This window comes from Leeuwenhoekiella aestuarii (assembly GCF_004104055.1).
GTDB classification, from domain to species: domain Bacteria; phylum Bacteroidota; class Bacteroidia; order Flavobacteriales; family Flavobacteriaceae; genus Leeuwenhoekiella; species Leeuwenhoekiella aestuarii.
Genome location: NZ_QOVJ01000003.1, coordinates 339,942 through 364,188 on the forward strand (window position 1 = coordinate 339,942; position 24,247 = coordinate 364,188).

Annotated in this window: 18 protein-coding genes; 10 read left to right on the forward strand and 8 right to left on the reverse strand. The window is 37.6% G+C overall.

The window, feature by feature from the left end; all coding sequences use genetic code 11:
• Positions 1–51 precede the first annotated feature (51 nt).
• Together DSM03_RS10400 and DSM03_RS10405 are read right to left on the reverse strand one after the other, a co-directional pair.
• A complete protein-coding gene (locus DSM03_RS10400) occupies positions 52–474 on the reverse strand; it encodes a mechanosensitive ion channel domain-containing protein (RefSeq protein WP_128760452.1) in 423 nt (140 codons plus the stop codon).
• A 160-nt stretch (positions 475–634) separates the two neighbouring features.
• Complete coding sequence (locus DSM03_RS10405) at positions 635–3,106, reverse strand: M14 family metallopeptidase (protein WP_128760453.1); 2,472 nt, start codon at positions 3,104–3,106, stop codon at positions 635–637.
• Between the two features lie 310 nt (positions 3,107–3,416).
• Here DSM03_RS10405 and bshC point away from each other — a divergent pair, with 310 nt between their 5' ends.
• Positions 3,417–5,021 (forward strand): bacillithiol biosynthesis cysteine-adding enzyme BshC, encoded by a 1,605-nt coding sequence (bshC, locus tag DSM03_RS10410; protein WP_128760454.1) that lies wholly within the window; start codon positions 3,417–3,419, stop codon positions 5,019–5,021.
• A gap of 17 nt (positions 5,022–5,038) precedes the next feature.
• On the opposite strand, the gene DSM03_RS10415 is transcribed toward bshC, so the two are convergent.
• From DSM03_RS10415 to DSM03_RS10440, 6 genes are all read right to left on the reverse strand, one after another.
• A complete protein-coding gene (locus tag DSM03_RS10415; RefSeq protein WP_128760455.1) occupies positions 5,039–5,752 on the reverse strand; it encodes a YqjF family protein in 714 nt (237 codons plus the stop codon).
• Positions 5,749–6,201 carry a sterol desaturase family protein gene (locus DSM03_RS10420; protein ID WP_128760456.1) on the reverse strand — a complete coding sequence of 151 codons (453 nt, stop codon included), beginning with the start codon at positions 6,199–6,201 and terminating at the stop codon, positions 5,749–5,751. The genes DSM03_RS10415 and DSM03_RS10420 overlap by 4 nt, the downstream gene beginning before the upstream one ends.
• 1 nt (position 6,202) lies before the next feature.
• Positions 6,203–7,042 (reverse strand): phytoene/squalene synthase family protein, encoded by an 840-nt coding sequence (locus DSM03_RS10425; protein WP_128760457.1) that lies wholly within the window; start codon positions 7,040–7,042, stop codon positions 6,203–6,205.
• A 9-nt stretch (positions 7,043–7,051) separates the two neighbouring features.
• On the reverse strand, positions 7,052–8,512 hold the full coding sequence (locus tag DSM03_RS10430; RefSeq protein ID WP_128760458.1) for a phytoene desaturase family protein: 1,461 nt from the start codon (positions 8,510–8,512) through the stop codon (positions 7,052–7,054).
• Positions 8,513–8,519: 7 nt separating this feature from the next.
• Positions 8,520–9,425 carry a MerR family transcriptional regulator gene (locus DSM03_RS10435; protein ID WP_128760459.1) on the reverse strand — a complete coding sequence of 302 codons (906 nt, stop codon included), beginning with the start codon at positions 9,423–9,425 and terminating at the stop codon, positions 8,520–8,522.
• A gap of 134 nt (positions 9,426–9,559) precedes the next feature.
• Positions 9,560–10,249 carry an NUDIX hydrolase gene (locus DSM03_RS10440; RefSeq protein WP_128760460.1) on the reverse strand — a complete coding sequence of 230 codons (690 nt, stop codon included), beginning with the start codon at positions 10,247–10,249 and terminating at the stop codon, positions 9,560–9,562.
• 322 nt (positions 10,250–10,571) lie between these two features.
• On the opposite strand from DSM03_RS10440, the gene DSM03_RS10445 reads away from it, so the two are divergent.
• The 9 genes from DSM03_RS10445 to araA all read left to right on the forward strand — a co-directional run bounded on the left by DSM03_RS10445 (position 10,572) and on the right by araA (position 24,242).
• The gene (locus tag DSM03_RS10445; RefSeq protein ID WP_128760461.1) at positions 10,572–12,122 is read left to right on the forward strand and encodes an alpha-N-arabinofuranosidase; all 1,551 of its coding nucleotides are present in this window, start codon (positions 10,572–10,574) and stop codon (positions 12,120–12,122) included.
• Positions 12,123–12,152: 30 nt separating this feature from the next.
• The gene (locus tag DSM03_RS10450; protein WP_128760462.1) at positions 12,153–13,157 is read left to right on the forward strand and encodes a glycoside hydrolase family 43 protein; all 1,005 of its coding nucleotides are present in this window, start codon (positions 12,153–12,155) and stop codon (positions 13,155–13,157) included.
• A 3-nt stretch (positions 13,158–13,160) separates the two neighbouring features.
• Positions 13,161–14,141 (forward strand): arabinan endo-1,5-alpha-L-arabinosidase, encoded by a 981-nt coding sequence (locus tag DSM03_RS10455; RefSeq protein ID WP_128760463.1) that lies wholly within the window; start codon positions 13,161–13,163, stop codon positions 14,139–14,141.
• A gap of 1 nt (position 14,142) precedes the next feature.
• Complete coding sequence (locus DSM03_RS10460; RefSeq protein WP_128760464.1) at positions 14,143–16,509, forward strand: glycoside hydrolase family 127 protein; 2,367 nt, start codon at positions 14,143–14,145, stop codon at positions 16,507–16,509.
• A gap of 23 nt (positions 16,510–16,532) precedes the next feature.
• The gene (locus DSM03_RS10465; protein WP_128760465.1) at positions 16,533–18,527 is read left to right on the forward strand and encodes an alpha-L-arabinofuranosidase C-terminal domain-containing protein; all 1,995 of its coding nucleotides are present in this window, start codon (positions 16,533–16,535) and stop codon (positions 18,525–18,527) included.
• 92 nt (positions 18,528–18,619) lie between these two features.
• Complete coding sequence (locus DSM03_RS10470) at positions 18,620–20,317, forward strand: ribulokinase (protein ID WP_128760466.1); 1,698 nt, start codon at positions 18,620–18,622, stop codon at positions 20,315–20,317.
• Positions 20,310–21,008 (forward strand): L-ribulose-5-phosphate 4-epimerase, encoded by a 699-nt coding sequence (locus DSM03_RS10475; RefSeq protein WP_128760467.1) that lies wholly within the window; start codon positions 20,310–20,312, stop codon positions 21,006–21,008. The genes DSM03_RS10470 and DSM03_RS10475 overlap by 8 nt, the downstream gene beginning before the upstream one ends.
• Before the next feature lie 31 nt (positions 21,009–21,039).
• On the forward strand, positions 21,040–22,689 hold the full coding sequence (locus DSM03_RS10480; protein ID WP_128760468.1) for a solute:sodium symporter family transporter: 1,650 nt from the start codon (positions 21,040–21,042) through the stop codon (positions 22,687–22,689).
• Positions 22,690–22,730: 41 nt separating this feature from the next.
• The gene (gene araA / locus DSM03_RS10485; RefSeq protein ID WP_128760469.1) at positions 22,731–24,242 is read left to right on the forward strand and encodes an L-arabinose isomerase; all 1,512 of its coding nucleotides are present in this window, start codon (positions 22,731–22,733) and stop codon (positions 24,240–24,242) included.
• Positions 24,243–24,247 lie beyond the last annotated feature (5 nt).

A 24,247-nucleotide genomic window follows, 5' to 3' on the forward strand; every position in this document is an offset into this window, starting at 1 on the left:
GAAATATATAAGTTTTTCAGGCTCAGCATATTTTTTAGAGATATTTTTAATTTAATCAAGTGCAGTTTCTGTGCCTGGTGTGTTTTTATCTTCTTGTTCTTCTTCTAATTTTTTTATTTCCTCAAAAAATTCTTCTGGTTTCATAATGCGCATTGTTTTTTGAACAACAATGGTATTTGCTAAAGTATAGACATGGTTATCTTTGTTACGAAGGTGTAAGAAGAAAAGGGTGATGTTTTCAACTTGTCCTGACATCGGAAAATCTTTATCTACGATTTCTACATAATCACCAATTTTTAAAGGATGATTAAAAAAGAGAATCAATCCTGAAGTGATGTTGCATAACAATGACCATTGCGCGAAAAAAGCAACACCCAGAATCGTGATTACAGATCCAATACCGGCAATTACATCTGCTCCCGAAAAGCCCCAAATAATTACCATCGAAAAGCCCAGCACGAGAAAAAATAGCATGTTGAGGACTTTGACGGTTATTTGTTTACGTGTAATATCAAAGTTAGCCTTCTTAAATCGTCTGATAATGAGTTTAGATACTGCATATCGTATTACTAATAATACAAATAAGAGTACAAAACTCTCAATTAGTTTGAGTTCAATTTCTGTGAGAATCACGTTAGTTTCTGTAGTTATTAGGGTTATTTAAAAATAGGGCATTTACAAAAAATAATTTTCCGTTTTGCCAGAATGCTCTAAAAAGCGGATCATCTACCATATACGTTACAGTACCTCGACCCATAGGCTGAACACCAAAAATCAAACTGTTTTTTAAAGCCTTTAAAGCATCTTCACCAGCGTAGCCTGATACACTTTCCAGACTGTCATTCAAATAAGCAACATTATAGCCGTTGTCTAGCAAGGCATACGCATCGCTACCTATTTTTAAGCTGTAATAGGTATCACTGTATCCAAAAGCCAACGGATGGGTGTTATCTACTTGTGTTTTAAATATACTACCGCTAATGAGTTCTTTAGCTCGTGAACTTTCACGCTCTGCATAAGGAACCAATTTATCAACAATAGTATCTCCATTTTTTAGAGGTTCAGACTCTTTTAAACCAAAACCATCTTTATCGCTAAAAGATCTTAATGCATTATCTATAGCTATTAAATTTCCACCACTACGAACCCAAGACTTTAATTGATCTAAGGTGTTTTCATCAAAACGGTATCTCCCGCTAGGCAAGACCAGAATATCATAATCAGTTAGGTTTATACGCCCCAAATCTTCGGCTAAAATAGAAGTTACAGGATAATTTAATTGTTGTTCAAAAAAGTGCCAAGTTGCACCATAACTTAATGAAGAAGTTTGTTCTCCGCTTAAAACTGCGATTTTTGCTTTATTAATCAGTTTTACTGATGACGAACCAAAATCTGGACCTGCAGATGCAAAACTGGTTTTTACAGGGGTGAGTTTGCGTTTAAATTCATTAGCTATTGTAATTAATTTGGAATCAAATTCAGTTGTGTTATTATCGCTTCTGGTAATAATTAAAGAACCGGTAGGATAGTCTACCCCACTGTTTGTAAAAGCTTTTTCAGAAAACCGAACCTTAATATTTGCCTGAAGCAAGGCACTTAAGAATTTTGCATCCTCCATACTATTCCATTTTGAGATATAGCCAGCTGCATTATTTGATATTACATTAGGCTCATGATTTGAAGGATCTGTTTTAGTTTCAGAATTCGCTTTTGTACTTGCAACCGCTTCTAAACCGTATGCATATGGTAAGCTCCAAGCAGTTATATCGTAAGTAAGCGGAGTAGACAAAGCTGCTTCTGGCTCAAAAAGTACGTGTACCAGTTTACCTTTAGGTTGATCTGTACTCACAACCAGAGCCTGGTCAAAATTCATACTTCCTTGCTTCTTAGAATCATAATTGTATCCACTTGTTTTTCCGGAAAAGGCAAATCGGTATTGTATACCGTGTGTATCTAAAAGTTCAGCCAAAGCAGCCTGATGATCGCTTTCCCCGGTAAGCGTGAAGTTTTTATATGCTACATCAGGGTTGCTGTAATACTTTTTAAATTCAGAATTAAGTCTTTCTACATTATTGGCAGCCATTTCAACAGTAGAAATCCCAGTAGTAAAATGATGGGCTACACGATCTACTAATGTTAGAATTGTACCGTCTGCTTTTTTGATGCCTAAACCTGCATGCCCACCGCCTGCTTGCTCATAGGTCATGCCTATAGAGCCGGTGTAAGTAGGATAGGTGTCGCCATAACTTGGGTAAAGTAAATCGAACACCTCTCGGGTGAAAAACAGCCATCCATTTTGATCAAAATACTTAGCGTGGTTGCTTCCTATTTCTTGCTGAAATTGAAACTGAAACGGGGTTATTATCTTGTGATAAGGTTCTGCTGCTGGAGCAAAATAATACGGGTTATTTATGCCTTGCTCGTGAAAATCTACGTGAATATGAGGCAACCAACTGTTATAAACTTTTAAGCGCTGCCGGGTTTCCTTTTGAGTTGCCCAGGCCCAATCGCGGTTTAGATCAAACAAGTAATGGTTTGCTCTACCACCAGGCCAGGGCTCGTTATGCTCTGCAGCATCAGGATTGGTGTCGAATGGCGTTGCTTTTACTTTGTTATACCAGTTAGCATAACGATCCCTACCATCAGGATTAATGCAAGGGTCAATAATAACAACGGTATTTTTCAACCACTCTTTTTTATTCGTGATTAATTCATAAAGTGTAAGTATTGAAGCTTCTGTGCTGCTTGCTTCATTACCGTGTACATTATAGCTCAGCCAAACGATGGCTTTATCAGGATTTGCAGTTCCACTCTCAATACCGGCGTTTTGAAGTTGATTGGTTCTAATAGTTTCAATATTCGCCTGGTTTTCTGGAGTTGTAACTATGGCATAGGTTAAGGGTCTACGTTCATTGGTTTTTCCATACTCTTTATAAGTAACCCAATCAGAATTGGAAGCTACATACTCAAAATATGACACAACATCTGCGTGTCTAGAGAATTCTGTCCCTATTTTATATCCTAGAAATTCTTCGGGCGACTGCAGAGATTGAGAGAAACTCAAACTAGTAAAAAGTAGGGTAATTAATAGTGTAAATCTGTACATATAATAATTAGGTTAGTAAGCAGTATTTTGGCCAAGTCCAAGAAATCGTTTATAAAAGCATATTTACTTAGAATATAGCCTTTAAATGATTAAATCTCGATTATCGAGCGAACAGTAAAACTACTAAAATTGTGAGTAAGTTGTTCTCTGTGAATTAACGTAAATTTGGGCTGTAAAACTGGGCTATTCTTTTATTTTTGCTCTCGTTGTGAAATCTAAAATTTGACTACTAATAATTACCTTGAAAACTAGTTTTTGACGATTAAAGTAATAATTTTTGCGGAATCGTTGATATTGAAAAAAGAACTCCATGTCGATTCATAAAATAGTGTATAAAGAAACCGGATATTTCTCTAAACTCATCTGTGATTATCTAGATAAGAAAGAGAGTCTGAATCAATTTTATGGTAATTTTCCGACATTGGAGAATTTTAAAAAGCAGCTAGAAGCAAAATCTTTTTCTGCAAAGAATCGTTCTGTTTTAGCTTCCGCTTTGCGTAATCAATATAAAAACTTAGAGGCAGGAGAGGCTTTAGAATCAGCTATTGAGCAATTAGAACAAGAAAATACATTTACCGTAACAACTGGTCACCAACTTAACTTATTTACCGGGCCACTTTATTTTTTGTATAAGATTATAAGCACAATTACGCTTTCGCGAAAATTAAAAGAGGCCTATCCTGAGTATAATTTCGTTCCGGTTTATTGGATGGCTACCGAAGATCATGATTTTAACGAAATCAATTATTTTAGACTTCATGGTAAGAAAATACAATGGAACCGGGAGGATATACAGGATAATGATAAGGGAGCAGTAGGGGGTCTTAAAACGAAAGGTCTGCAAGAGGTTTTTAATCTTATTTGCGCAGAATTAGGAAACACGCATTTAGCTAAAGAGCTTTGTAATTTGTTTGAATCTGCTTACCTTAAACACGACACGCTTACGGAAGCTACCCGTTATTTAGCACATCATATTTTTAGTCAATATGGGCTAGTGATTGTAGATGGTGATGATCACCAGTTGAAGTCTATTTTTACTCCTTATATGAAGCAGGAGTTGCTTCAAAACAAGGCCCGTAAAGCTGTGACTACGCAAGCAGAAAAACTGGAAAAAGCGGGTTACTCTATTCAAGTTAATGCCCGAGATATCAATCTTTTTTATCTGGCAGACGGTATTAGAGAACGTATTATTGAAAAGGACAGTCGTTATTTTGTAAATAATACTTCAATTGAATTTTCTGAGGAAGAATTATTAACTAAGTTAGAAGAAACACCTGAAGCATTTAGCCCTAACGTCATAATGCGACCTTTGTATCAAGAGGTTATTTTGCCTAATCTAGCGTATATAGGTGGAGGCGGAGAGATTGCTTACTGGTTAGAATTGAAAAGCTTTTTTGATGCTGTTGAAGTTACGTTCCCAATGTTGATGGTGCGTAATTCTGCATTATTAATAACTGAAAAGCAACAGGAGAAATTAAAAAAACTCAACGTTTCAATAGAAGATCTTTTTCTCAATCAGAATGATCTCATTAATCGAAAGATTAGAAAAATATCAAATATAGATGTTGATTTTAGTACGCAAAAAGAACATCTCGTTAAACAGTTCGAGGATTTATACAAGTTGGCATCAGAAACCGATGCTTCCTTTTTAGGAGCTGTAAAAGCTCAGGAAGTAAAGCAGTTAAAAGGTTTAGATAACCTCGAAAAGCGCTTGCTTAAAGCACAAAAGAAAAAATTAGGAGATCACGTAAGAAGATTAACATCTATTCAAAACGAGCTTTTCCCATTAGAAAATCTACAAGAGCGTATCATGAACTTTTCTGAATTTTATTTAGAATACGGTTCAGATTTGATCCCGCAGTTGTTTGAAGCCTTAGATCCTTTAGATTATAGGTTTACGGTAATTATTAAATAGCTTTTGTTAAAAGGTTTCTATTTTTTAATAAGCTTTTTACCTTCAATACTAATTGCAGAGCCTTCCATACATTGTACAGAATCAGGATCGCGAGTAGATAGTTCATTAAACTTTGAACCGTAGATTTTTCCAAAGTCAAAAATCACTTCATAATCCAGAACTTTATAAGCTTCCCAAATAGGGTGACGCACTTCGTACTCCCAGGTTTGATTCTTATTCTTTTTACTATAACCCCAAAAGTGTTCTGTAATAAATTCGGTTATACTGCCGGGTTTATAGTTGTGCGTTTTAGTAGCTGTTGCAACTTGAAACAATTGCCAGTTCTCTTCAAAGTCTAACCCATAACTAAAGAAGTTTTCTTCATCAGTAAGGTCGTGCTTATAATGCATCTTAAAAACGCTGTATTGCTCATTATAAAGCAAATTAGCAACCCAGGCAATAGCAGGTTTTCTAACGATTTCAGATATGAAAACCGTACCACGCTTCCAGATTTTACCATTAAAATACTTTACGTAAAACCTGAGATTAATTTCTTCAAACCGCTTATGGAAAGGAATCGTGATGCCTTTAAGTTTAACATCGTCAAATAAAAAACCTACAAGGCTTACGTAACATTTCCCTTCATAAAAATCAAGTTCTGTATGTGCAGGCACATAAGGCTTGAGTATCTCAGGGTCGATGGTGTAATTAGCAAAGCAGAGCTTTTTCCAAGAAGCGGTTAAAAAGCTCATTTATTTTTGAAATATTTTAAGGGAGGAGCAAGCATTCCAAAACATTCACCTTCTTCTTTACCTAAATGTTTATGATGAATTTTATGAGCTCTTCTAATTCCCCTAGCATACCAATTGTTAGCATTTCTAAAAAGTTTAAAACGCTGGTGGATAAAAATATCATGTACCATAAAATAGGCAACACCATAGGCAAAAATACCAAGTCCTATAGGTAAACCAATCCACACATTTTCATATTGCCATAATAGAAAGCAACCTATACTTACTAATGCATAAAAGATGAAGAAAAAGTCATTGCGCTCCCACCAAGAGCCGTGGTCTTTATGATGGTGATCCCTGTGTAATGACCACAAAAAACCGTGCATAACATATTTATGAGTAAACCAAGCCATAAACTCCATAATGCCAAAAGTGAGCAAGAAAACAAAGATCCAGAGTAATGTTTGCATTTTAAATAAGGTTTAATCTATATTTTACATAACTACGCGCCAGTAGAGATGCCTTCACATAATTAGGAACACGAATACGTGCATTTTTTATCTCCAAAGACGGAGTGTTTTTTAACTTGAGTAACAATTTTCTATAATAACGGTATGCGGTATAAACACCAAATTTTGCTTCTACAGGCAATTTACAAATACCAGAAAGACCTTTTGCAAAATCAGCTTCGATTTCTGCAATAATTTTTTGCTTTGATGCTTCGTCTAAAGCATTGAGGTTAGTATTGGGAAAATACGTTCTGCTTAATTCTTCGTGATCTGCTTTAAGGTCTCTTAAAAAATTTACCTTTTGAAAGGCAGAGCCTAGGCTTTGTGCACTTTCTTTAAGTTCATCATATTTAGCTCTGTCTCCTTTTACAAATACAGTAAGGCACATAAGCCCTACAACATCAGCAGAGCCATAAATATAATTTTTGTATTCCTCTTGCGTAAGATATTTACTTTTAGAAAGATCTAGGCGCATACTGTTCATAAAAGCATCTACAAGATGTTTTTCGATCTTATAGGTATGGAAAGTATGCTGAAAAGAGTTGAGAATAGGATTTAAACTTATTTTGTGTTCAAGTGCGTGCTCCAGGTCATTTTCAAAGCGCTCAAAGAGTTCTTTTTTGTCATAATCGTGGAAGGTATCTACGATTTCGTCTGCAAACCTTACAAAACCATAAATGTTGTGAATGTCCTTCCTTATACTCGGCGCAAGCATACGGGTAGCCGTAGAAAATGAAGTGCTATACGAGCGCGTCACCGTTTCTGAACAAGCTAAGGATACGTTGTCGAAAATTTCTTTCATTTCTTTTTCTTAGTCATTTTTAGTTATCAAACCGGCCACTAGTTTACCGGAGATTAGAGCAGGAGGCACTCCCGGTCCCGGGACAGTGAGTTGGCCTGTAAAGTAGAGGTTATCAACTTTTTTACTCTTAAGTTTAGGTCTTAAAAATGCGGTTTGTAACAAGGTATTCGCTAATCCGTACGCATTTCCTTTATATGAATTGTACTCTTCAACGAAGTCATTTACACAAAAGGATTCCTTAAATATAATATTTTTTTTAACAGATTGACCCGTAAGTTCTTCAAGTCGATTTATAATTATTTCAAAATATTTTTCACGCTGTTCTGGAGAATCATAAACTCCGGGAGCCAACGGAATCAGAAAAAAACCAGCTTCTTTACCTTCTGGTGCCATACTATCGTCTGAAATAGATGGGAAGTTTGCATAGAACAAGGGCTCGTCTGGCCATTCTGGCTCATCGTAAATTTCACGGGCATGTTTTTCAAAATTCACATCAAAAAACAAGGTATGATGATTAACGCGTTCAATTTTTTTATCAAAGCCTACATAAAATAGTAGAGAAGAGGGAGCAAATACTTTTTTATCCCAGTATTCTTCAGAATATTGTCTGAGGTTTTTAGGAAGTAAGGTTTCGGTGTGGTGATAGTCGGCGCCACTAAGTACAATATCGGCTTCAATAGTTTTACCGTTTACTTCAATTCCTGTAGCTTTTGAACCCGATGTACGGATGCGCCCAATAGTGCTGTTGACGTGAGTTTTAACCCCAAGACCTTCGGCTAAATTAACCATTGCAGCAACAACAGCGTGCATCCCATTTTTAGGATGAAATGTTCCTATACCAAAATCGGCATAATTCATAAAGCTATAAAAAGAAGGCGTTTTATCTGGCTTTGCACCTAAGAATAAAACAGGAAATTCTAGTATTGAAACCAGTTTTGGATTCTTAAAAGATTTGCGTACATCTTTGCTTATCGTGCTAAAAAAGCTACCTATTTTTTTTATAGTAGCAGGTGTCACAAGTTCAAGTGGAGAAACTCCGGGACGATATACTAAATCCTTTATCGCAACATCATAATTGGCCCCGGCTTCGTCTATAAATTCTTGTAGTTTTGAAGCGCTGCCCGGCTCAATAAGCTCAAAAGTCGCTTTAATTTTTTCTAATGTATCTTCAATTGTGATGTATTCATTTTTACCAAAATAGACACTGTAAGCAGGATTCAATTTTTCTAGCGAATAGTAGTCCGAGGTTTTCTTACCAAAATCTTCAAAAAATCGATCAAAAACATCTGGCATCCAGTACCACGATGGTCCCATATCAAAGGTGAACCCCTCGCGTTTAAATTGTCTTGCACGACCACCCAGACTGCTGTTCTTTTCGTAAATACTTACATAATGACCAGCTTTTGCTAAGTAACAAGAAGCTGCAAGAGCCGAAAAACCAGAACCTATAATTGCAATTTTTTTAGACATAAATTAATTAGTTAAGCAGCGTATTAAACGCATCTATAGATTTTATAAGTTTTACGTTTTCAGGCATTTCTGATTGTTTAGCCGTTTGTATGATTCTTCCCAGAAGGTACAAAGGCATATTATTTCGTCCAATATCTTTATTGAAACGTTTTGCAAAATCGGCTACAGAAGTTTCGCAGGGATTAACTGTAAGATAGGACACAAAATAAGGTTGTTGTTGTGTACTTGCTAAGTATTTTAAATCTTCAATGTGAATATTCTGTCCGAGATATACACACTTAAAACCGTGTGCAACGATCTCATAATTTAAAAACATCAACCCTAGATCATGAATCTCATTTTCTGGTAAAAAGAGAATAAACATTTTTTCACATCCATCACGATCAGCATTTTCTAAAAGCTCTTTATTGATTAGAATTTTTTGTTTGATAAGGTTTGAAATGAAATGCTCGTGAGCAGGATTAATAACTCCAGATTGCCAGAGTAAGCCTATGTTTTCTAATAATGGGATGAATATTTTAAAAAAGATTTCTCTAAACGATAGCGATTGCTTTAGGGTTACATAGGTTCTATTGAAAAGTTTCTGATCAAAATTCATCATCGCAATTTTGAATGAGTTGACTGCATGATGATTAGTGCCCATATCGTCTTCCTCAACAATATCTGAAACTAGTGTTGCGATCTCTTTACTTGAGTGCTTTGCAATTTTTGAGATCTTATAATTGTGGTCTAATAAGAAAGTGACGTTTAATAATTTTTGAAGATCTCCTATAGAATAAGTACGAATGTTTGTTTCAGTTCTATCTGGCTCGAGAAGATTATAACGGCGTTCCCACATACGAATCGTATGGGCTTTTATGCCACCAAAGCTTTCTAAATCTTTGATGCTAAAAGAGGTTTTTACCGTATTCATAAACTGTTTGTAGTCGTTCTCAAGTACTCAAATTTAATATTTTGTTTAAAAGAATTGTCTAAAACTTCAACAAAACAGAAACTTTAGCATTGTATTAAGAAAAACGGTAAGAATTGACTAATGACGGAGTTATGTTATATCTTAAAAGTGATACCGTCTTCTACGTTTCGGTCGTATTTCTCTTTGTCAAATTGATAGAGGTACGAACCTTTTCTAGATGAGGTCATATCTTTCTCCTCAAGTTTTACCAAGATGTCCAGACCATTCACTTTATTAATAAAATTGCGCTTGTCTAATTTTTCGTCTAAAATAGATTCGTATAATTTTTGCAATTGACGCATTGTAAATTTTTCGGGAAGAAGCTCAAAACCAATGGGTTTTGAGATAGCTCTACGACGTAATCTTAAAATGGCTTTTTGTACCATTTGATTGTGGTCAAATATGAGTGATGGTGCTTCATCTATACTGAACCATTTAGCAGAATATTGTTCAATAAGTTTCTCGTCGTGATCTTCAATATTAATTAAAGCATAATACGCCACCGAAAGTGTTCGCTCTGCGGGATCCCGATCTACCTTACTAAAATTGTAAAGCTGCTCCATATAGATCTCTTCAAAACCGGTGAGATGGTGCAAAATACGATTTGCTGCATCATCTAAAGTTTCAGTCATTTTTAAGAACCCACCTATTAGAGACCATTTTCCCTTTTCAGGTTCAAAATCCCGTTTAATCAAGAGGATTTTTAAATCTTCCTGATCAAATCCAAAAATTATACAATCTACCGCAAGAAGCACTTTGTCTTCGGTATTGTAATTATTGAGCATAACAACACATTTATTTAAAAGCTAAAATATAGAATATAGCTAAGTAAGATCCCAAAAATAAAATAAATGTTAATAATACAGTAATAAAAACAGTTATCGAATCACGAAATGTTAATAAATAGCTGCTAAAATTAAAATTTTCTTAAAATATGTTTTTTTAGTTCTAAAATGTTTGCATACATTTGGAAATGTAAAATACACACTTATTTAATTTTGAAGTATTAAACAATTTTAAATTTCGATTAGATGTTACGAAAGCGATATATCTTATTGAAGAGATTTAAATAGAAATATAAAAATATCAAATACAAATAATTTACAGATGAAGAATAAACTACAAATTATAGGTGCATTACTGGTAGCACTCAGCTGCTTCTCTTTAGTTAGTGCGCAAGATGCAACGATAAGAATAATACCATCAGATGATGCACCTACGATAAGTCGTCATATCTATGGTCATTTTGCAGAGCATTTGGGGCGTTGTATTTACGACGGTCTATATGTGGGTGAAAAAAGCAATATTCCAAATACTGAGGGTGTTCGTAACGATATCATCAATGCATTAAAAGAGTTGAAAATTCCTAATCTACGCTGGCCGGGAGGGTGCTTTGCTGACACGTATCACTGGAAAGATGGAGTAGGGCCGCAAAGTGAGCGACCTACGATCGTAAACACATGGTGGGGTAATGTAACCGAAGACAATAGCTTTGGTACACATAACTTTTTAAACCTTTGTGAAGAGCTTGGTGCTGAGCCGTATTTGGCCGGAAATGTAGGAAGTGGAGAAGTACAGGAATTAGCAGACTGGGTACAGTATGTTAATTTTGACGGCATAAGCCCTATGTCTGACTGGCGGAAAGAAAATGGTCGCGATAAGCCCTGGGGTGTAAAATACTGGGGAGTAGGTAACGAAGCCTGGGGATGTGGCGGAAACATGCGAGTAGAATACTACGCAGACATCTACCGAAAGTATGCCACATTTATGTCTGATGCCGGTCTTGAAGGCGGGTTGTACAAAATTGCCTCAGGAGCTAGTAATGATGATTATCACTGGACTGAAGTGTTGATGCGCGACATTCCGCATAACTTACTTCAGGGTGTTGCGTTACACCATTATTCGGTAATAGACTGGAATGCCAAAGGACCTTCAGTAGGGTTTTCTGAGGAGCAGTATTTTAAGACTATGGAACAAGCCTGGCTGATGGAAGAACTCGTTACCAAGCATGTGGAGATCATGGATAAATACGACCCTAAAGGTAAAGTTGATCTTGTCGTGGACGAGTGGGGCGGCTGGTATGATGTTATGGAGGATACTAATCCAGGGTTTCTATACCAACAGAATACTATGCGTGATGCGATGATTGCCGGTATGACATTGAATATCTTCCACAATCACGCAAGACGTGTAAAAATGGCCAATCTGGCTCAGGTGGTAAATGTGCTTCAGGCTGTTATTCTTACCGAAGGAGAGAAGATGATTTTAACACCCACGTACCACGTGATGAAAATGTACAACGTACATCAGGATGCGCAGCTTATTCCTATCGAACTTGCTACGCCAGATTATGCATATAATGACGAAAAACTTCCGGCTGTAAATGCTTCGGCTTCAAAAGATGCTGAAGGTAAGGTGCACATATCTTTGGTAAACATCGATGCTAATAAGTCAAATACCATAAGTGTTGATGTAAGCGCTTTAAAACTGAAAGGCTTTACAGCAGAAATTCTGACTTCAAAAACACTTGAAGATCATAATACCTTTGAATCACCGGAAAAGATTCAGCCTGAAAAATTCAAAAAGTTCAAACTTAAAAAAGGAATTCTTGAAGTGGAGTTGCCTCCGTTTTCGGTAGTGGTTCTTGAGGGAAACTAAAATTCTGGGCTAGGAATATAAAGATGCAAAATGAGTAAAAGTCAAAGAAGGTCATTTTTTTTTAGTCTATACTTTTGTGCAGCTACGTTGGGTTTTGCTCAGGATCAGCAGCGGGAAGAAGAATTGTTTAAAAAGCTTGAAAGCTCCACCAACAATCCCATTATTACAGATAAATACACCGCAGATCCTGCAGCACTGGTGTATGATGGTCGGGTATACATTTATGCTGGTCATGACCAGGCACCTGATGATCAGGAGCGTTACATAATGAATGAGTGGCTGTTGTATTCTTCAGATGATATGATCAACTGGAAAGAGCATCCGGTACCTTTAAAACCCACAGATTTTGATTGGGCAATTCATTCTGCCTGGGCTGCTGAGGTTTTAGAGAAAGACGGTAAGTTTTACTGGTTTGTAACTGTTGAACATAACGATTCTAAACCCGGTAAGGCGATAGGTGTGGCTGTTGCCGATAGCCCGGAAGGCCCGTGGAAAGATGCTCTAGGTAAGGCCTTGATCACAAATGATATGACAACCCAGACTGATATTAGCTGGGATGATATTGATCCTACTGTTTTTATTGATGATGACGGAACCCCATATCTATATTGGGGAAATCAGGTTTGTAAATATGTAAAACTCAAAGACAATATGATTGAGATAGATGGCCCCATACATACGGTAGATTTACCAAAATTTACCGAAGCCCCATATATTCACAAACGTGGTGATTGGTACTATTTATCATATGCATATGATTTTCCTGAGAAAACGGCTTATGCGATGTCAAAATCTATAACCGGTCCCTGGGAATATAAAGGCATTTTAAATGAGGTTGCGGGCAACTCCAATACTAACCATCAATCTATTATTGAATTTGAAGGTAAGTGGTATTTTGTGTATCATAATGGAAGTATTCCAACCCACGGTAGCAGCTTTCACCGCTCGGTTTGTGTAGATCGCTTATACTACAATAAAGACGGAACCATCAAACGCATTGTGATGAGCTCAGAAGGCATTCAACCTGAAAATTAGACTATGAAAACTTTATTCACTTTTTTAAGCCTGTTTATTTTCAGTAATTTCTTTGCACAAGATATACGGGTGCACGACCCCGTCGCGATCAAACAAGGGGATACGTATTATATTTTTTGTACCGGAAGAGGAATTTCTGTTTTCAGTTCACCAGACCTTAAAAACTGGGAGCGAGAACCTCAGGTTTTTATTGAAGAACCGGTTTGGGCAGATGATGTTGCTGCCGATTTTAATAATCACATTTGGGCTCCGGATATTACGTTTTATAATGGTAAGTACTATTTGTACTATTCAGTTTCCACATTCGCGAAAAATACTTCGGCAATAGGATTGACTATTAATACAACGCTAGATAGTGAAGACCCCAATTACAACTGGGAAGATCATGGAATTGTTATACAGTCTGTACCCAACCGTGATTTATGGAACGCTATAGATCCTAATCTTGTTTTTGACGATAACGAAACGCCATGGTTGGCTTTTGGTAGCTTCTGGGAGGGGCTTAAAATGGTAAAACTTTCTGAAGATTTAAAATCTATAGCTCAACCGCAGGAATGGCATACCATCGCCCGCAGAGAGCGGTCTTTTGATTTGGCAGACACCAATCCTGGTGATGCTGCTTTAGAGGCTCCTTTTATCTTTAAAAAGAACAACTGGTACTACCAGTTTTTATCTTGGGATTTGTGTTGTCGTGGTGAAAATAGCACCTATAAAGTTGTGGTAGGTCGTTCTAAAAATGCTGTAGGACCTTATGTTGACAAGGAAGGTAAAGCATTAAATAACGGAGGAGGAACCTTGATTATTGAAGGAAATGATAACTGGTATGGTGCTGGTCACAATAGTGCTTACACTTTTGACGGGAAGGATTATATCATTTTTCACGCCTATGATGCTAATGACAGGGGGACGCCGAAATTAAAAATTTCTGAATTAACCTGGGATGCAGAAGGCTGGCCAAGTTTAAAAGAAAAAGTACTCGATTAATATGAAAAATCTAGTTTTTAGTTTTTTAGTTTTTGGTCTTTCTACTTCAGCACAGCAAGCGGTAGAAATGTTTCCATTGAATCAGGTTTCAGTTACTGAAGGCGTATTTAAAGAAGCCGCTTTGACCGATTTTGAATATATAAAGCAACTCGATCCAGACCGTTTATTAGCTCCTTTTTTAAGAGAGGCGGGTTTAGAACCCAAAGCAGAATCCTACACTAACTGGGAAAATTCTGGACTTGACGGTCATACCGCAGGTCATTACATTTCTGCTTTATCTATGTATTATGCATCTACCGGAGATCAAAAAGCAAAAGGGCTTCTCGATTACACATTGGCTGAACTTCACAAAGTACAGCAAGCCAACGCTAATGGGTACATAGGTGGAGTGCCGGGAAGTGAAGCGCTTTGGACCGAAATTAAAAGCGGAAAAATTAATGCAGGAAGCTTCAGCCTCAATGATAAATGGGTACCCTTATATAACATTCATAAGACGTTTAACGGACTGAAAGATGCCTGGGTACACGCCGAAATTCCGCAGGCAAAAGATATACTTATCAAGTTAACTGACTGGTTTCTGGATGTCACTAAAGATTTAAGTGAGGAGCAAATTCAGGATATGTTACGTTCAGAACACGGCGGGCTTAACGAAGTGTTTGCCGATGTCTATGCAATAACCGGTGATAAGAAATACCTAAAACTCGCTGAAGACTTTTCGCAGAAGTCAGTTTTAGAGCCTATAGCTGCAAGCCAGGATATTTTAACGGGAATGCATGCCAATACGCAAATTCCAAAATTCATCGGTTTTGAGCGCATCAGTCAGTTGGAAAGTGCAAAAAAATATAATGATGCGGCTGTAAACTTTTTTGAGAACGTGACTTCAAAGCGTTCAATAAGTATTGGAGGAAATAGTGTTAGAGAACATTTCAACCCAATCGATGATTTTTCTTCGGTTTTGAGCAGTGAGCAGGGACCAGAAAGTTGCAATACTTATAACATGCTCAAATTGAGTAAAATGCTTTTTGAGGATACAGCAAACGAAGACTATATAGATTTTTACGAGCGTGGCTTGTATAACCATATTTTATCTACCCAAAATCCAGATGGTGGCTTTGTGTACTTTACGCCTATCAGACCTGGTCATTATCGCGTATACTCACAACCTGAGACCAGTTTTTGGTGTTGTGTAGGTTCTGGTATGGAGAATCATACTAAATACAATGAGCTTATTTATGCGAAGCACGACGATAAGCTTTACGTGAATCTGTTTATTCCTTCTGAAGTGAATTGGGATGAAAAGAAAGCATCTGTTCGGCAAGAGACAAAATTCCCTGATAAATCTTCAACAGAACTGATCTGGAGTAGTAAAAAGAAGACTAAGGCGACTTTGATGATGCGTTATCCGCAATGGGTTAAGGCCGGAGAATTAAGACTTTATGTAAATGGAAAACTTCAGCAAATAGCTGTAACTCCGGGTTCTTATTTTCCACTTGAGCGTAAATGGAAAAATGGAGATCGTATAAAGCTTGAACTACCGATGCATTTAAGTCTGGAGGAAATCCCTGATGAATCGGGTTACGTTTCTGTAAAGTATGGCCCTATTGTTTTGGCAGCAGTAACAGGTGAAGATAATCAAGACGGACTTTTTGCTGATGATAGTCGCGGCGGTCATATCGCAGATGGTCCATTTCTACCTTTAAATGAAGCCCCGATGTTTATTTCTGAAGAAGGAAAGTCTATTTTAGATAAAATTAAACCTATTCCCGGAAAGGCACTGGAGTTTAAGGCTTCAGATTTATTCTATCCTTCAGAATATAAAGATTTGGTACTGCAGCCTTTTTATAAAATTCATGAGAAGCGTTATTCCATTTATTTTAAACGGGAAACTCCACAAGGTCTTGCTAAAATGCAACGCGAGTTGAAAGAGAAACAAGAAGCAGAAGCATATTTACGCTCAATAACTTTAGATTTTGTCGCTCCCGGTGAGCAACAACCCGAATCAGATCACGGTGTCCAATCTCAAAATTCAAACAGTGGTCTTAATCAAAACAGGCACTGGCGTGATGCGACAGGTTGGTTTAGTTATGATCTCAAAAATAAAGAAGCAAAAGCTCAAGCTTTGCGGGTGACTTATTTTGGCAAAGATACCAATCGTGATTTTAAGATATTAGTAAATGGAGAAGTCATTGCAAACCCTCAATTAATGGGTGCAGCAGGTGATAAATTCTTTACAGTAGATTATGAATTACCGGCTGAATTAGTCGCAGATAATGAAATATTAACGGTACGTTTTGAGGCTGAAGAAGGTTCTGTAACTGCTGGTGTTTATGGCGTTCGCTTGATTAATACAATCAAGACAAAAGAATAAAAGCCAACAAACACACTTAAAAGATGATATCACAAACACTAAAAAAGATAGGCTTGATAGCTATAATGGCTTCCGCACTGTTGAGAAATAACACTGCCTTTAGTCAGCAAGAATTAATGGTAGATATGAGCGAGACCATCGCACCAATACAGCCAACGATGTATGGTATTTTCTTTGAAGATATCAACTTTGCTGCAGACGGTGGTTTGTATGCAGAAATGATTAAAAACCGCTCTTTTGAATTTACGATCTCTATGATGGGCTGGTCGCAACCCAATAGTGACAGACATTCTTACAATAATGAATCTGGCTTTGCGATGCCGGTTAAATATTTTGAAGGAGAGGGCAACTTAAACTTCATTCGAGTTCAGGTTAAGAATGCTGAAGGTTATGAGCTACATAATGAAGGCTTCCGCGGGATGGGAATTAAAGAAGGAGACACGTATCGTTTTACCTTTAACGCCAAACAGATGGAAGGTACTGTTTCTGAAGTAAATGCTTTTTTATTAGACGAAGACGGCAATACAATTGCTGAGGTTTCGGTACCGGTTTCTGGATCAGAATGGAAAAATTATAAGGTTGAAATGGTTCCGAATAAAACCGTTATGAAAGGTTCTTTAAAGTTGACTTTTGAAGGAACTGGAGAATTAGGTTTAGATATGGTTTCTCTTTTTCCTACAGATACATGGAACGGTAGAGAGAATGGCTTACGTAAAGATTTGGTTCAGTTATTATATGATTTAGATCCCGGTTTTTTGCGATTTCCTGGAGGTTGTATTGTTGAAGGGCGTACACTGGCACGCCGTTATCAGTGGAAAAAAACTGTAGGGCCGGTAGAAGAACGTCCAAGTTTAGTAAACCGTTGGAATACAGAGTTTGATCACCGTTTAACTCCAGATTATTATCAGTCTTTTGGCTTGGGATTTTTTGAATATTTTCAGCTATCGGAAGATTTGGGAGCAGAGCCGCTTCCTATATTAAGTTGTGGTATTGCGTGTCAATTCAACACTGGCGAATTAGTACCTATGGATGAATTGGAGCCTTATGTTCAGGATGCATTAGATCTTATCGAGTTTGCAAATGGAAGCACAGATACGCCTTGGGGAAAAGTGCGTGCAGATATGGGCCATCCAGAACCTTTTAATATGAAATATATAGGTGTAGGTAACGAGCAATGGGGACCAGAATATATTGAGCGTTATAAAGTATTTAATGAAGCGATTTCTTCAAAGTACCCTAATATTATCATTGTTTCAGGTAGTGGACCCTTTCCTGATGGAGATTACTTTGAATACGGAATGAAAGAGTTGAAAGAAATAGGAGCAGAGATCATAGATGAGCATTATTACAGAAGCCCAGAGTGGTTTAAAGAAAATGCTACACGTTATGACAGTTACGATCGTAACGGGCCTAAAATCTTTGCAGGAGAATACGCGGCTCAAAGTGTAGCCATAGCAAGCCCAGACAATAAAAATAATTGGGATACTGCATTAGCAGAAGCAGCATTTATGACTGGTCTAGAGCGTAATGCAGAAATTGTTCAACTTACTTCATATGCTCCTTTGATGGCACACGCCGAAGGATGGCAGTGGACGCCAGATATGATTTGGTTTAACAACCTTGAATCATATGGGACACCTAATTACCAAGTTCAAAAATTATATTCAACTAACAAAGGAACCGATTTGATAGCGGTAACTCAAGACGGAAAAAATTTAGTAGGTCAGGACGGGCTTTATGCGTCTGCTACTTTAGATTCTGAGGCAGGTGAGGTTGTGGTAAAAGTTGTAAATACATCAAGCGATGTACAAGAGATTTCTTTAAATTTTAAAGGGAAAAAATTGAAGGGGAAAGGAAAGGTTTTGGTGTTGAAAGAAGAGAATCTTTCACAAGAAAATTCTTTTGAATCACAAGATGAAATTAGTCCGATTACTGAAGAAATCAAGGTAAGAGGTAGTTCGGCAATGTATGAGGTAGCTCCTTATTCGTTGAATGTCATTAGAATACCGATTCATTAGTCACTCATAAAATTTCCTTAAAAATATTAAGTGTCATTTCTACATTTTAAAAGAGATTATATTAGATTTGTTACATAGTAAGATTTTAGTTTATGAAAGAATATGTAATAGGGCTGGATTACGGTTCTGATTCTGTAAGAGCAGTTCTCATTGATGCTTCAAATGGTCATGAAATAGAAGCTGAAGTAAGCTTTTACAAACGTTGGAAAGAGCGTCTGTTTTGCAATGCTTCAGAAAATCGTTTTCGACAACATCCATTAGATCATTTAGAAGGATTAGAGAATACGATAAAAGCAGTTGTTTCAAGAAGTGGTGTTCCTGCTGCATCTGTAAAAGGGATTTGCATAGATACAACAGGTTCTTCTCCAATTCCGGTAAATGCAGCGGGAATTCCGCTTTCACTTACTGAAGGTTTTGAAGAAAACCCTAATGCCATGATGGTGTTGTGGAAAGATCACACCGCTATAGCAGAAGCTAATGAAATCAATGAACTGGCTCGCAATTGGGGTGGAGAAGATTTTACAAAATATGAAGGCGGAATTTATTCGTCAGAATGGTTTTGGGCAAAAATTTTACATGTAGTTCGAGAAGATCAAAAAGTAAAGGAAGCTGCGCATTCCTGGATGGAGCATTGCGACTGGATAACTTATGCATTACTTGAGGGGATTTCATTAGAAAACTTCAAGCGTAGCCGTTGTGCTGCCGGTCATAAGGCGATGTGGCACGAGAGCTGGGGCGGGCTTCCTCCCGAAGAATTTCTAGGGAAATTAGATCCGTATTTGGCTACACTAAGAGATAACTTATATTCAGAAACGTATACATCAGACGAAATAGCTGGAAATTTAAGTGCTGCCTGGGCAGAAAAATTAGGTCTCACTAAAGACACGGTTATAGCGGTTGGTACTTTTGATGCGCATGCAGGTGCCGTGGGAGCTAAGGTTGAAGAGCACACATTAGTTCGTGTAATGGGAACTTCTACTTGTGATATCAGCGTTTCTTCACCAGAAGTTACAGCAAATAAAACCGTTCGTGGTATTTGTGGTCAGGTTGATGGTTCGGTTATTCCGGGGCTTGTAGGTCTTGAGGCCGGGCAATCTGCTTTTGGTGATTTATTAGCGTGGTTTAAAGATGTATTGAGTTGGCCTATTGATAATCTGGTGTTGACTTCAGATATACTTTCCGCAGAACAAAAAGAAAAGCTTAAAGAAGAGATCGATTCAGATTTTATCAGAAAATTATCTGACGCGGCAGAAGCGATCCCGCATAATGAGGCGATTCCGGTTGCATTAGACTGGATCAACGGTAGAAGAACGCCTGATGCCAATCAGGAACTGGAAGCTGCTATTACCAACCTCAATATGGGAACCCGGGCACCACATATTTTTAAAGCTTTGGTCAATGCAATTTGCTTTGGTTCTAAAAAGATCTTAGATCGTTTTGCCTATGAGGGTATTGAGATCAAAACCGTTGTTGGTATCGGTGGTGTTGCGCGTAAATCAAAATTTATTATGCAGTCACTGGCAAATACACTTAATGTTCCAATTAAAGTTGCAGCTTCAGATCAGGCTCCAGCTCTTGGCGCAGCGGTTTATGCAGCTGTTGCAGCAGGGATTTACCCTGATGTAATTGAAGCGAGTAAAACTTTAGGAAGTGATTATGAAGCAGAATATCATCCACAACCAGAGCATCTTGAAGAATTTGCCGATTTGATGGAGCGCTATGAAGTTTTAAGCCAATTTGTAGAAAAGTCGATTGTAAAATCTAAAAAGAAAACAGAAGCTCATGTATAAATCGTTAAAAGAGGAATGTTACGAAGCAAATATGGAGCTAGATGCTTTAGGTCTGGTTATTTATACCTTCGGAAATGTTAGTGCAGTAGATCGTAAAAATGGTGTATTTGCTATCAAGCCCAGTGGAGTTCCTTATGAAAGTTTAAAACCTGAAGACATTGTTATTGTAGATTATGATAACATTATTGTTGAAGGGGATAAGCGTCCGTCTTCAGACACTAAAACACACGCTTATTTATATAAGCATTGGGAAGATGTAGGAGGTATCGCGCACACGCACGCTACCTATTCTGTAGCCTGGGCTCAGGCACAGATGGATATTCCTGTTTTTGGTACAACTCATGCAGATCATTTAACTGCAGATATACCCTGCGCACCACCTATGCATGACGATCTAATCGCGGGTAATTATGAGCATAACACAGGGATTCAAATCTTAGATTGCTTCAAAGATAAAAACCTGGATTACAAAGAGGTAAATATGGTGCTTTTGGGAAATCATGGACCTTTTGCCTGGGGAGAGACAGCGGCTAAAGCGGTATACAACAGTAAAGTGTTAGAAGAAGTAGCTCGTATGGCGCAATTGACGCTGCAGATAAATCCTAATGCTCCAAGGCTTAAAGATTCGCTTATAAAAAAGCATTATGAACGCAAGCACGGTAAGGATGCATATTACGGTCAGGGCTGTTAATTTTTAAACTAATCAATTACATTATCATATTATGGGATTAATCACTTTTGCCGCATTTACACTTCTAGTGGCGGTTATTTCGTATTTCGCTTCGCGTACTACAGATGAAACAACATCAGATGGGTACTTTTTAGGAGGTCGTAGTTTAACAGGTCCTGTTATAGCCGGGTCTTTATTATTAACAAATCTTTCTACCGAACAAATAATAGGTACTAATGGTGTAGGTTTTAGCGAAGGTATACTTATAGCAGCTTATGAGATTATAGCAGCTGTTGCTATGGTTTTTACCGCTTTCGTACTCTTGCCTAAATATTTAAAAGGTGGGATTTCAACCATACCTCAATTTTTAGAGAAGCGCTACGGAAAACTTACGAAAACGATTGTGTCAATCCTGTTTTTGATGGCATATGCGATATCGATGCTGCCTACTGTACTTTATTCTGGTGCATTAGCGATTAACACGATGTTTGATATCCCAGAACGTATGGGGATGGAGCCCGAGTCTGCACTTTGGGTTACTGTCTGGGGAATTGGAATTATAGGATCTATTTATGCAATTTTTGGAGGACTTAAAGCTGTTGCGGTTTCAGATTCTATAAACGCAGTTGGACTTATTGTAGGAGGTTTGTTGATTCCTATATTCGGTTTAATGGCTGTGGGTGATGGTAGTGTTATTGAAGGGATGAATGTACTTACTACAAACCTACCTGAAAAGTTTGAAATTCTGGGTGGACCCAATTCTTCGGTGCCGTGGACAACCTTGTTTACCGGGATGCTCATTGTAAATTTTTATTATTGGGGAACCAATCAAGCTATTATTCAACGTGCTTTAGGAGCAAAAAATCTCGCTGAAGGACAAAAAGGGTTGTGCCTTGCAGCAGTTGTGAAAATATTAGGACCTATCATTGTAGTGCTTCCCGGTATCATTGCTTTTCAATATTTTAACGGTGACCTTGCCAATGCAGATGAGGCGTATCCGATGCTTGTAAAAGCAGTTTTGCCTACAGCATTTGTAGGTTTCTTTGCAGCAGTTTTATTTGGTGCGATCTTGAGTTCGTTCAACTCAGCATTAAATAGTTCGGTTACCTTATTCGGTTTAGATCTATACAAGCAGTATTTCAATAATAATGCTTCAGAAAAGCAAGTAGTACGTGCTGGTAAAACCTTTGGTATCTTTTTAGCCGTTTTCTCTATGGCAATAGCGCCATTACTTTATGGAGTAGAGGGTGGTATTTTTAACTACCTCCAAGAACTTAACGGATCATTTAGTGTACCGATTTTAGCAATAATTTTAGTAGGCTATTTCTCAAAACGAGTTTCAGGGAAAGCTGCAAACATTGCAATTGTATTTGCTGTTGTAACTTATCTGGTAACACTTTACATCATTAAGCCTATCATTGCGGGTGATGCGGTTGCTGCAGCAGAATTAGCAGGTGTAACAGACGCTTCAGAGCTTGCTCAGATCGCTAAAGAAGCTTTCCCAAGTTTCTTACACATTATGGGGATCATCTTTGGTCTGGTACTCGTTATCCTTTTTGGTGTGAGCAAATTTTTCCCACGCAAGACAGATTATATAGAAGAATATACGCGTCAGGTAGATATCACTCCTTGGAAATATCTTAAACCTGCAGGTATATTTATTTGCATCGCTGTGATAGGAATCTACGTGTATTTTTCTTAAAAGTTCAAACAACTAATTAACATAATAGATTACAGTAATTTATGAATTATAATATTGACCAGTACGAAGTTTGGTTTGTTACAGGAACCCAACACTTATATGGCGAAGAAACGCTTAATCAAGTAGCTGCACATTCTCAAGAAATAGCCAAGGGTCTTAACGACTCTGCAGCGATCCCGATTAAGATCGTTTATAAAGATCTAGTAAAGACTCCAAATGAAATTACAGACTTATGCCTGGAGGCTAACAGCAATAAAAATTGCATCGGATTAATTTTATGGATGCATACCTTTTCACCTGCGAAAATGTGGATTAAAGGATTGAATTTACTTCAAAAACCTATCTGCCATTTGCACACACAGTTTAATGCAAAGATCCCTTGGGGTGAGATTGATATGGATTTTATGAATCTAAATCAATCTGCGCATGGTGATCGTGAATTTGGCTTTATGATGTCTCGTATGCGTAAAAAACGCAAAGTAGTAGTAGGTCATTGGGGAGACAAACGTGTACAAACAAAATTGGGTGTATTTACACGTGTGGCTCTTGGATGGAATGAATTTCAAAACCTTAAAGTTGCTCGTATTGGTGATAATATGCGTGAAGTAGCAGTAACTGAAGGAGACAAGGTAGAAGCACAAATGCGTTTTGGTTTTACCGTAAATGGATTTGACTCTTCAGATATTGTAGCAAAAATAAATGAGATCAAACAAGAAGACCTTGATGCTCTTTTGAAGACTTATGATGAGGAATACGAGCTTGCTGATTCAATAAAAGACGGTGGAGCACAACGTCAATCTCTGGTTGATGCAGCTAAAATTGAATTGGGCCTAAGAGCCTTTTTAGAAGAAGGCGGTTTTGGAGCTTTTACAGATACGTTTGAAAATTTAGGAGAACTGAAACAATTACCGGGTATCGCTACACAGCGCCTTATGGCAGATGGTTACGGTTTTGGAGGAGAAGGTGACTGGAAAACCGCTGCTTTAACTCGTGCGATGAAAGTTATGGCCATAGGTCTTGAAGGTGGAACTTCATTTATGGAAGATTACACGTATCATTTCACACCACAAGGATCTTATGTTTTAGGTTCTCACATGCTTGAGATTTGTCCTTCTATTGCTGATACAAAACCTAAATGTGAAGTACACCCACTAGGAATAGGCGGTAAAGAAGATCCTGCACGTTTGGTTTTTAATTCACCAGAAGGTCCTGCGATCAATGCTTCTTTAGTAGATATGGGTAACCGTTTTCGCTTAATTGTCAATGAAGTTGAAGCTGTAAAGCCAGAAGCAGATTTACCACATTTACCGGTAGCTCGTGTGCTTTGGGATTGTAAGCCAGATCTTGATATTGCTGCAACTAGCTGGATTCTTGCAGGTGGTGCACATCATACTGTTTACAGCCAGGCGGTGACTACTGAATTTATGGAAGATTTTGCCGATATTGCAGGTATTGAATTGCTGGTTATAGATGATCAGACTGGTGTGCGTGATTTTAAAGATACAATCAACGCTAACGAAGCATACTATCAGATTTTTCAGCATCGCATGTAATTATC

Bases quoted from the DNA above. Each gene is read 5' to 3' on its own strand.
- DSM03_RS10400 (WP_128760452.1), bottom strand. From the start codon at position 474: ATGCTATTTTTTCTCGTGCTGGGCTTTTCGATGGTAATTATTTGGGGC.
- DSM03_RS10405 (WP_128760453.1), bottom strand. From the start codon at position 3,106: ATGTACAGATTTACACTATTAATTACCCTACTTTTTACTAGTTTGAGT.
- bshC (WP_128760454.1), top strand. From the start codon at position 3,417: ATGTCGATTCATAAAATAGTGTATAAAGAAACCGGATATTTCTCTAAA.
- DSM03_RS10415 (WP_128760455.1), bottom strand. From the start codon at position 5,752: ATGAGCTTTTTAACCGCTTCTTGGAAAAAGCTCTGCTTTGCTAATTAC.
- DSM03_RS10420 (WP_128760456.1), bottom strand. From the start codon at position 6,201: ATGCAAACATTACTCTGGATCTTTGTTTTCTTGCTCACTTTTGGCATT.
- DSM03_RS10425 (WP_128760457.1), bottom strand. From the start codon at position 7,042: ATGAAAGAAATTTTCGACAACGTATCCTTAGCTTGTTCAGAAACGGTG.
- DSM03_RS10430 (WP_128760458.1), bottom strand. From the start codon at position 8,512: ATGTCTAAAAAAATTGCAATTATAGGTTCTGGTTTTTCGGCTCTTGCA.
- DSM03_RS10435 (WP_128760459.1), bottom strand. From the start codon at position 9,425: ATGAATACGGTAAAAACCTCTTTTAGCATCAAAGATTTAGAAAGCTTT.
- DSM03_RS10440 (WP_128760460.1), bottom strand. From the start codon at position 10,249: ATGCTCAATAATTACAATACCGAAGACAAAGTGCTTCTTGCGGTAGAT.
- DSM03_RS10445 (WP_128760461.1), top strand. From the start codon at position 10,572: ATGAAGAATAAACTACAAATTATAGGTGCATTACTGGTAGCACTCAGC.
- DSM03_RS10450 (WP_128760462.1), top strand. From the start codon at position 12,153: ATGAGTAAAAGTCAAAGAAGGTCATTTTTTTTTAGTCTATACTTTTGT.
- DSM03_RS10455 (WP_128760463.1), top strand. From the start codon at position 13,161: ATGAAAACTTTATTCACTTTTTTAAGCCTGTTTATTTTCAGTAATTTC.
- DSM03_RS10460 (WP_128760464.1), top strand. From the start codon at position 14,143: ATGAAAAATCTAGTTTTTAGTTTTTTAGTTTTTGGTCTTTCTACTTCA.
- DSM03_RS10465 (WP_128760465.1), top strand. From the start codon at position 16,533: ATGATATCACAAACACTAAAAAAGATAGGCTTGATAGCTATAATGGCT.
- DSM03_RS10470 (WP_128760466.1), top strand. From the start codon at position 18,620: ATGAAAGAATATGTAATAGGGCTGGATTACGGTTCTGATTCTGTAAGA.
- DSM03_RS10475 (WP_128760467.1), top strand. From the start codon at position 20,310: ATGTATAAATCGTTAAAAGAGGAATGTTACGAAGCAAATATGGAGCTA.
- DSM03_RS10480 (WP_128760468.1), top strand. From the start codon at position 21,040: ATGGGATTAATCACTTTTGCCGCATTTACACTTCTAGTGGCGGTTATT.
- araA (WP_128760469.1), top strand. From the start codon at position 22,731: ATGAATTATAATATTGACCAGTACGAAGTTTGGTTTGTTACAGGAACC.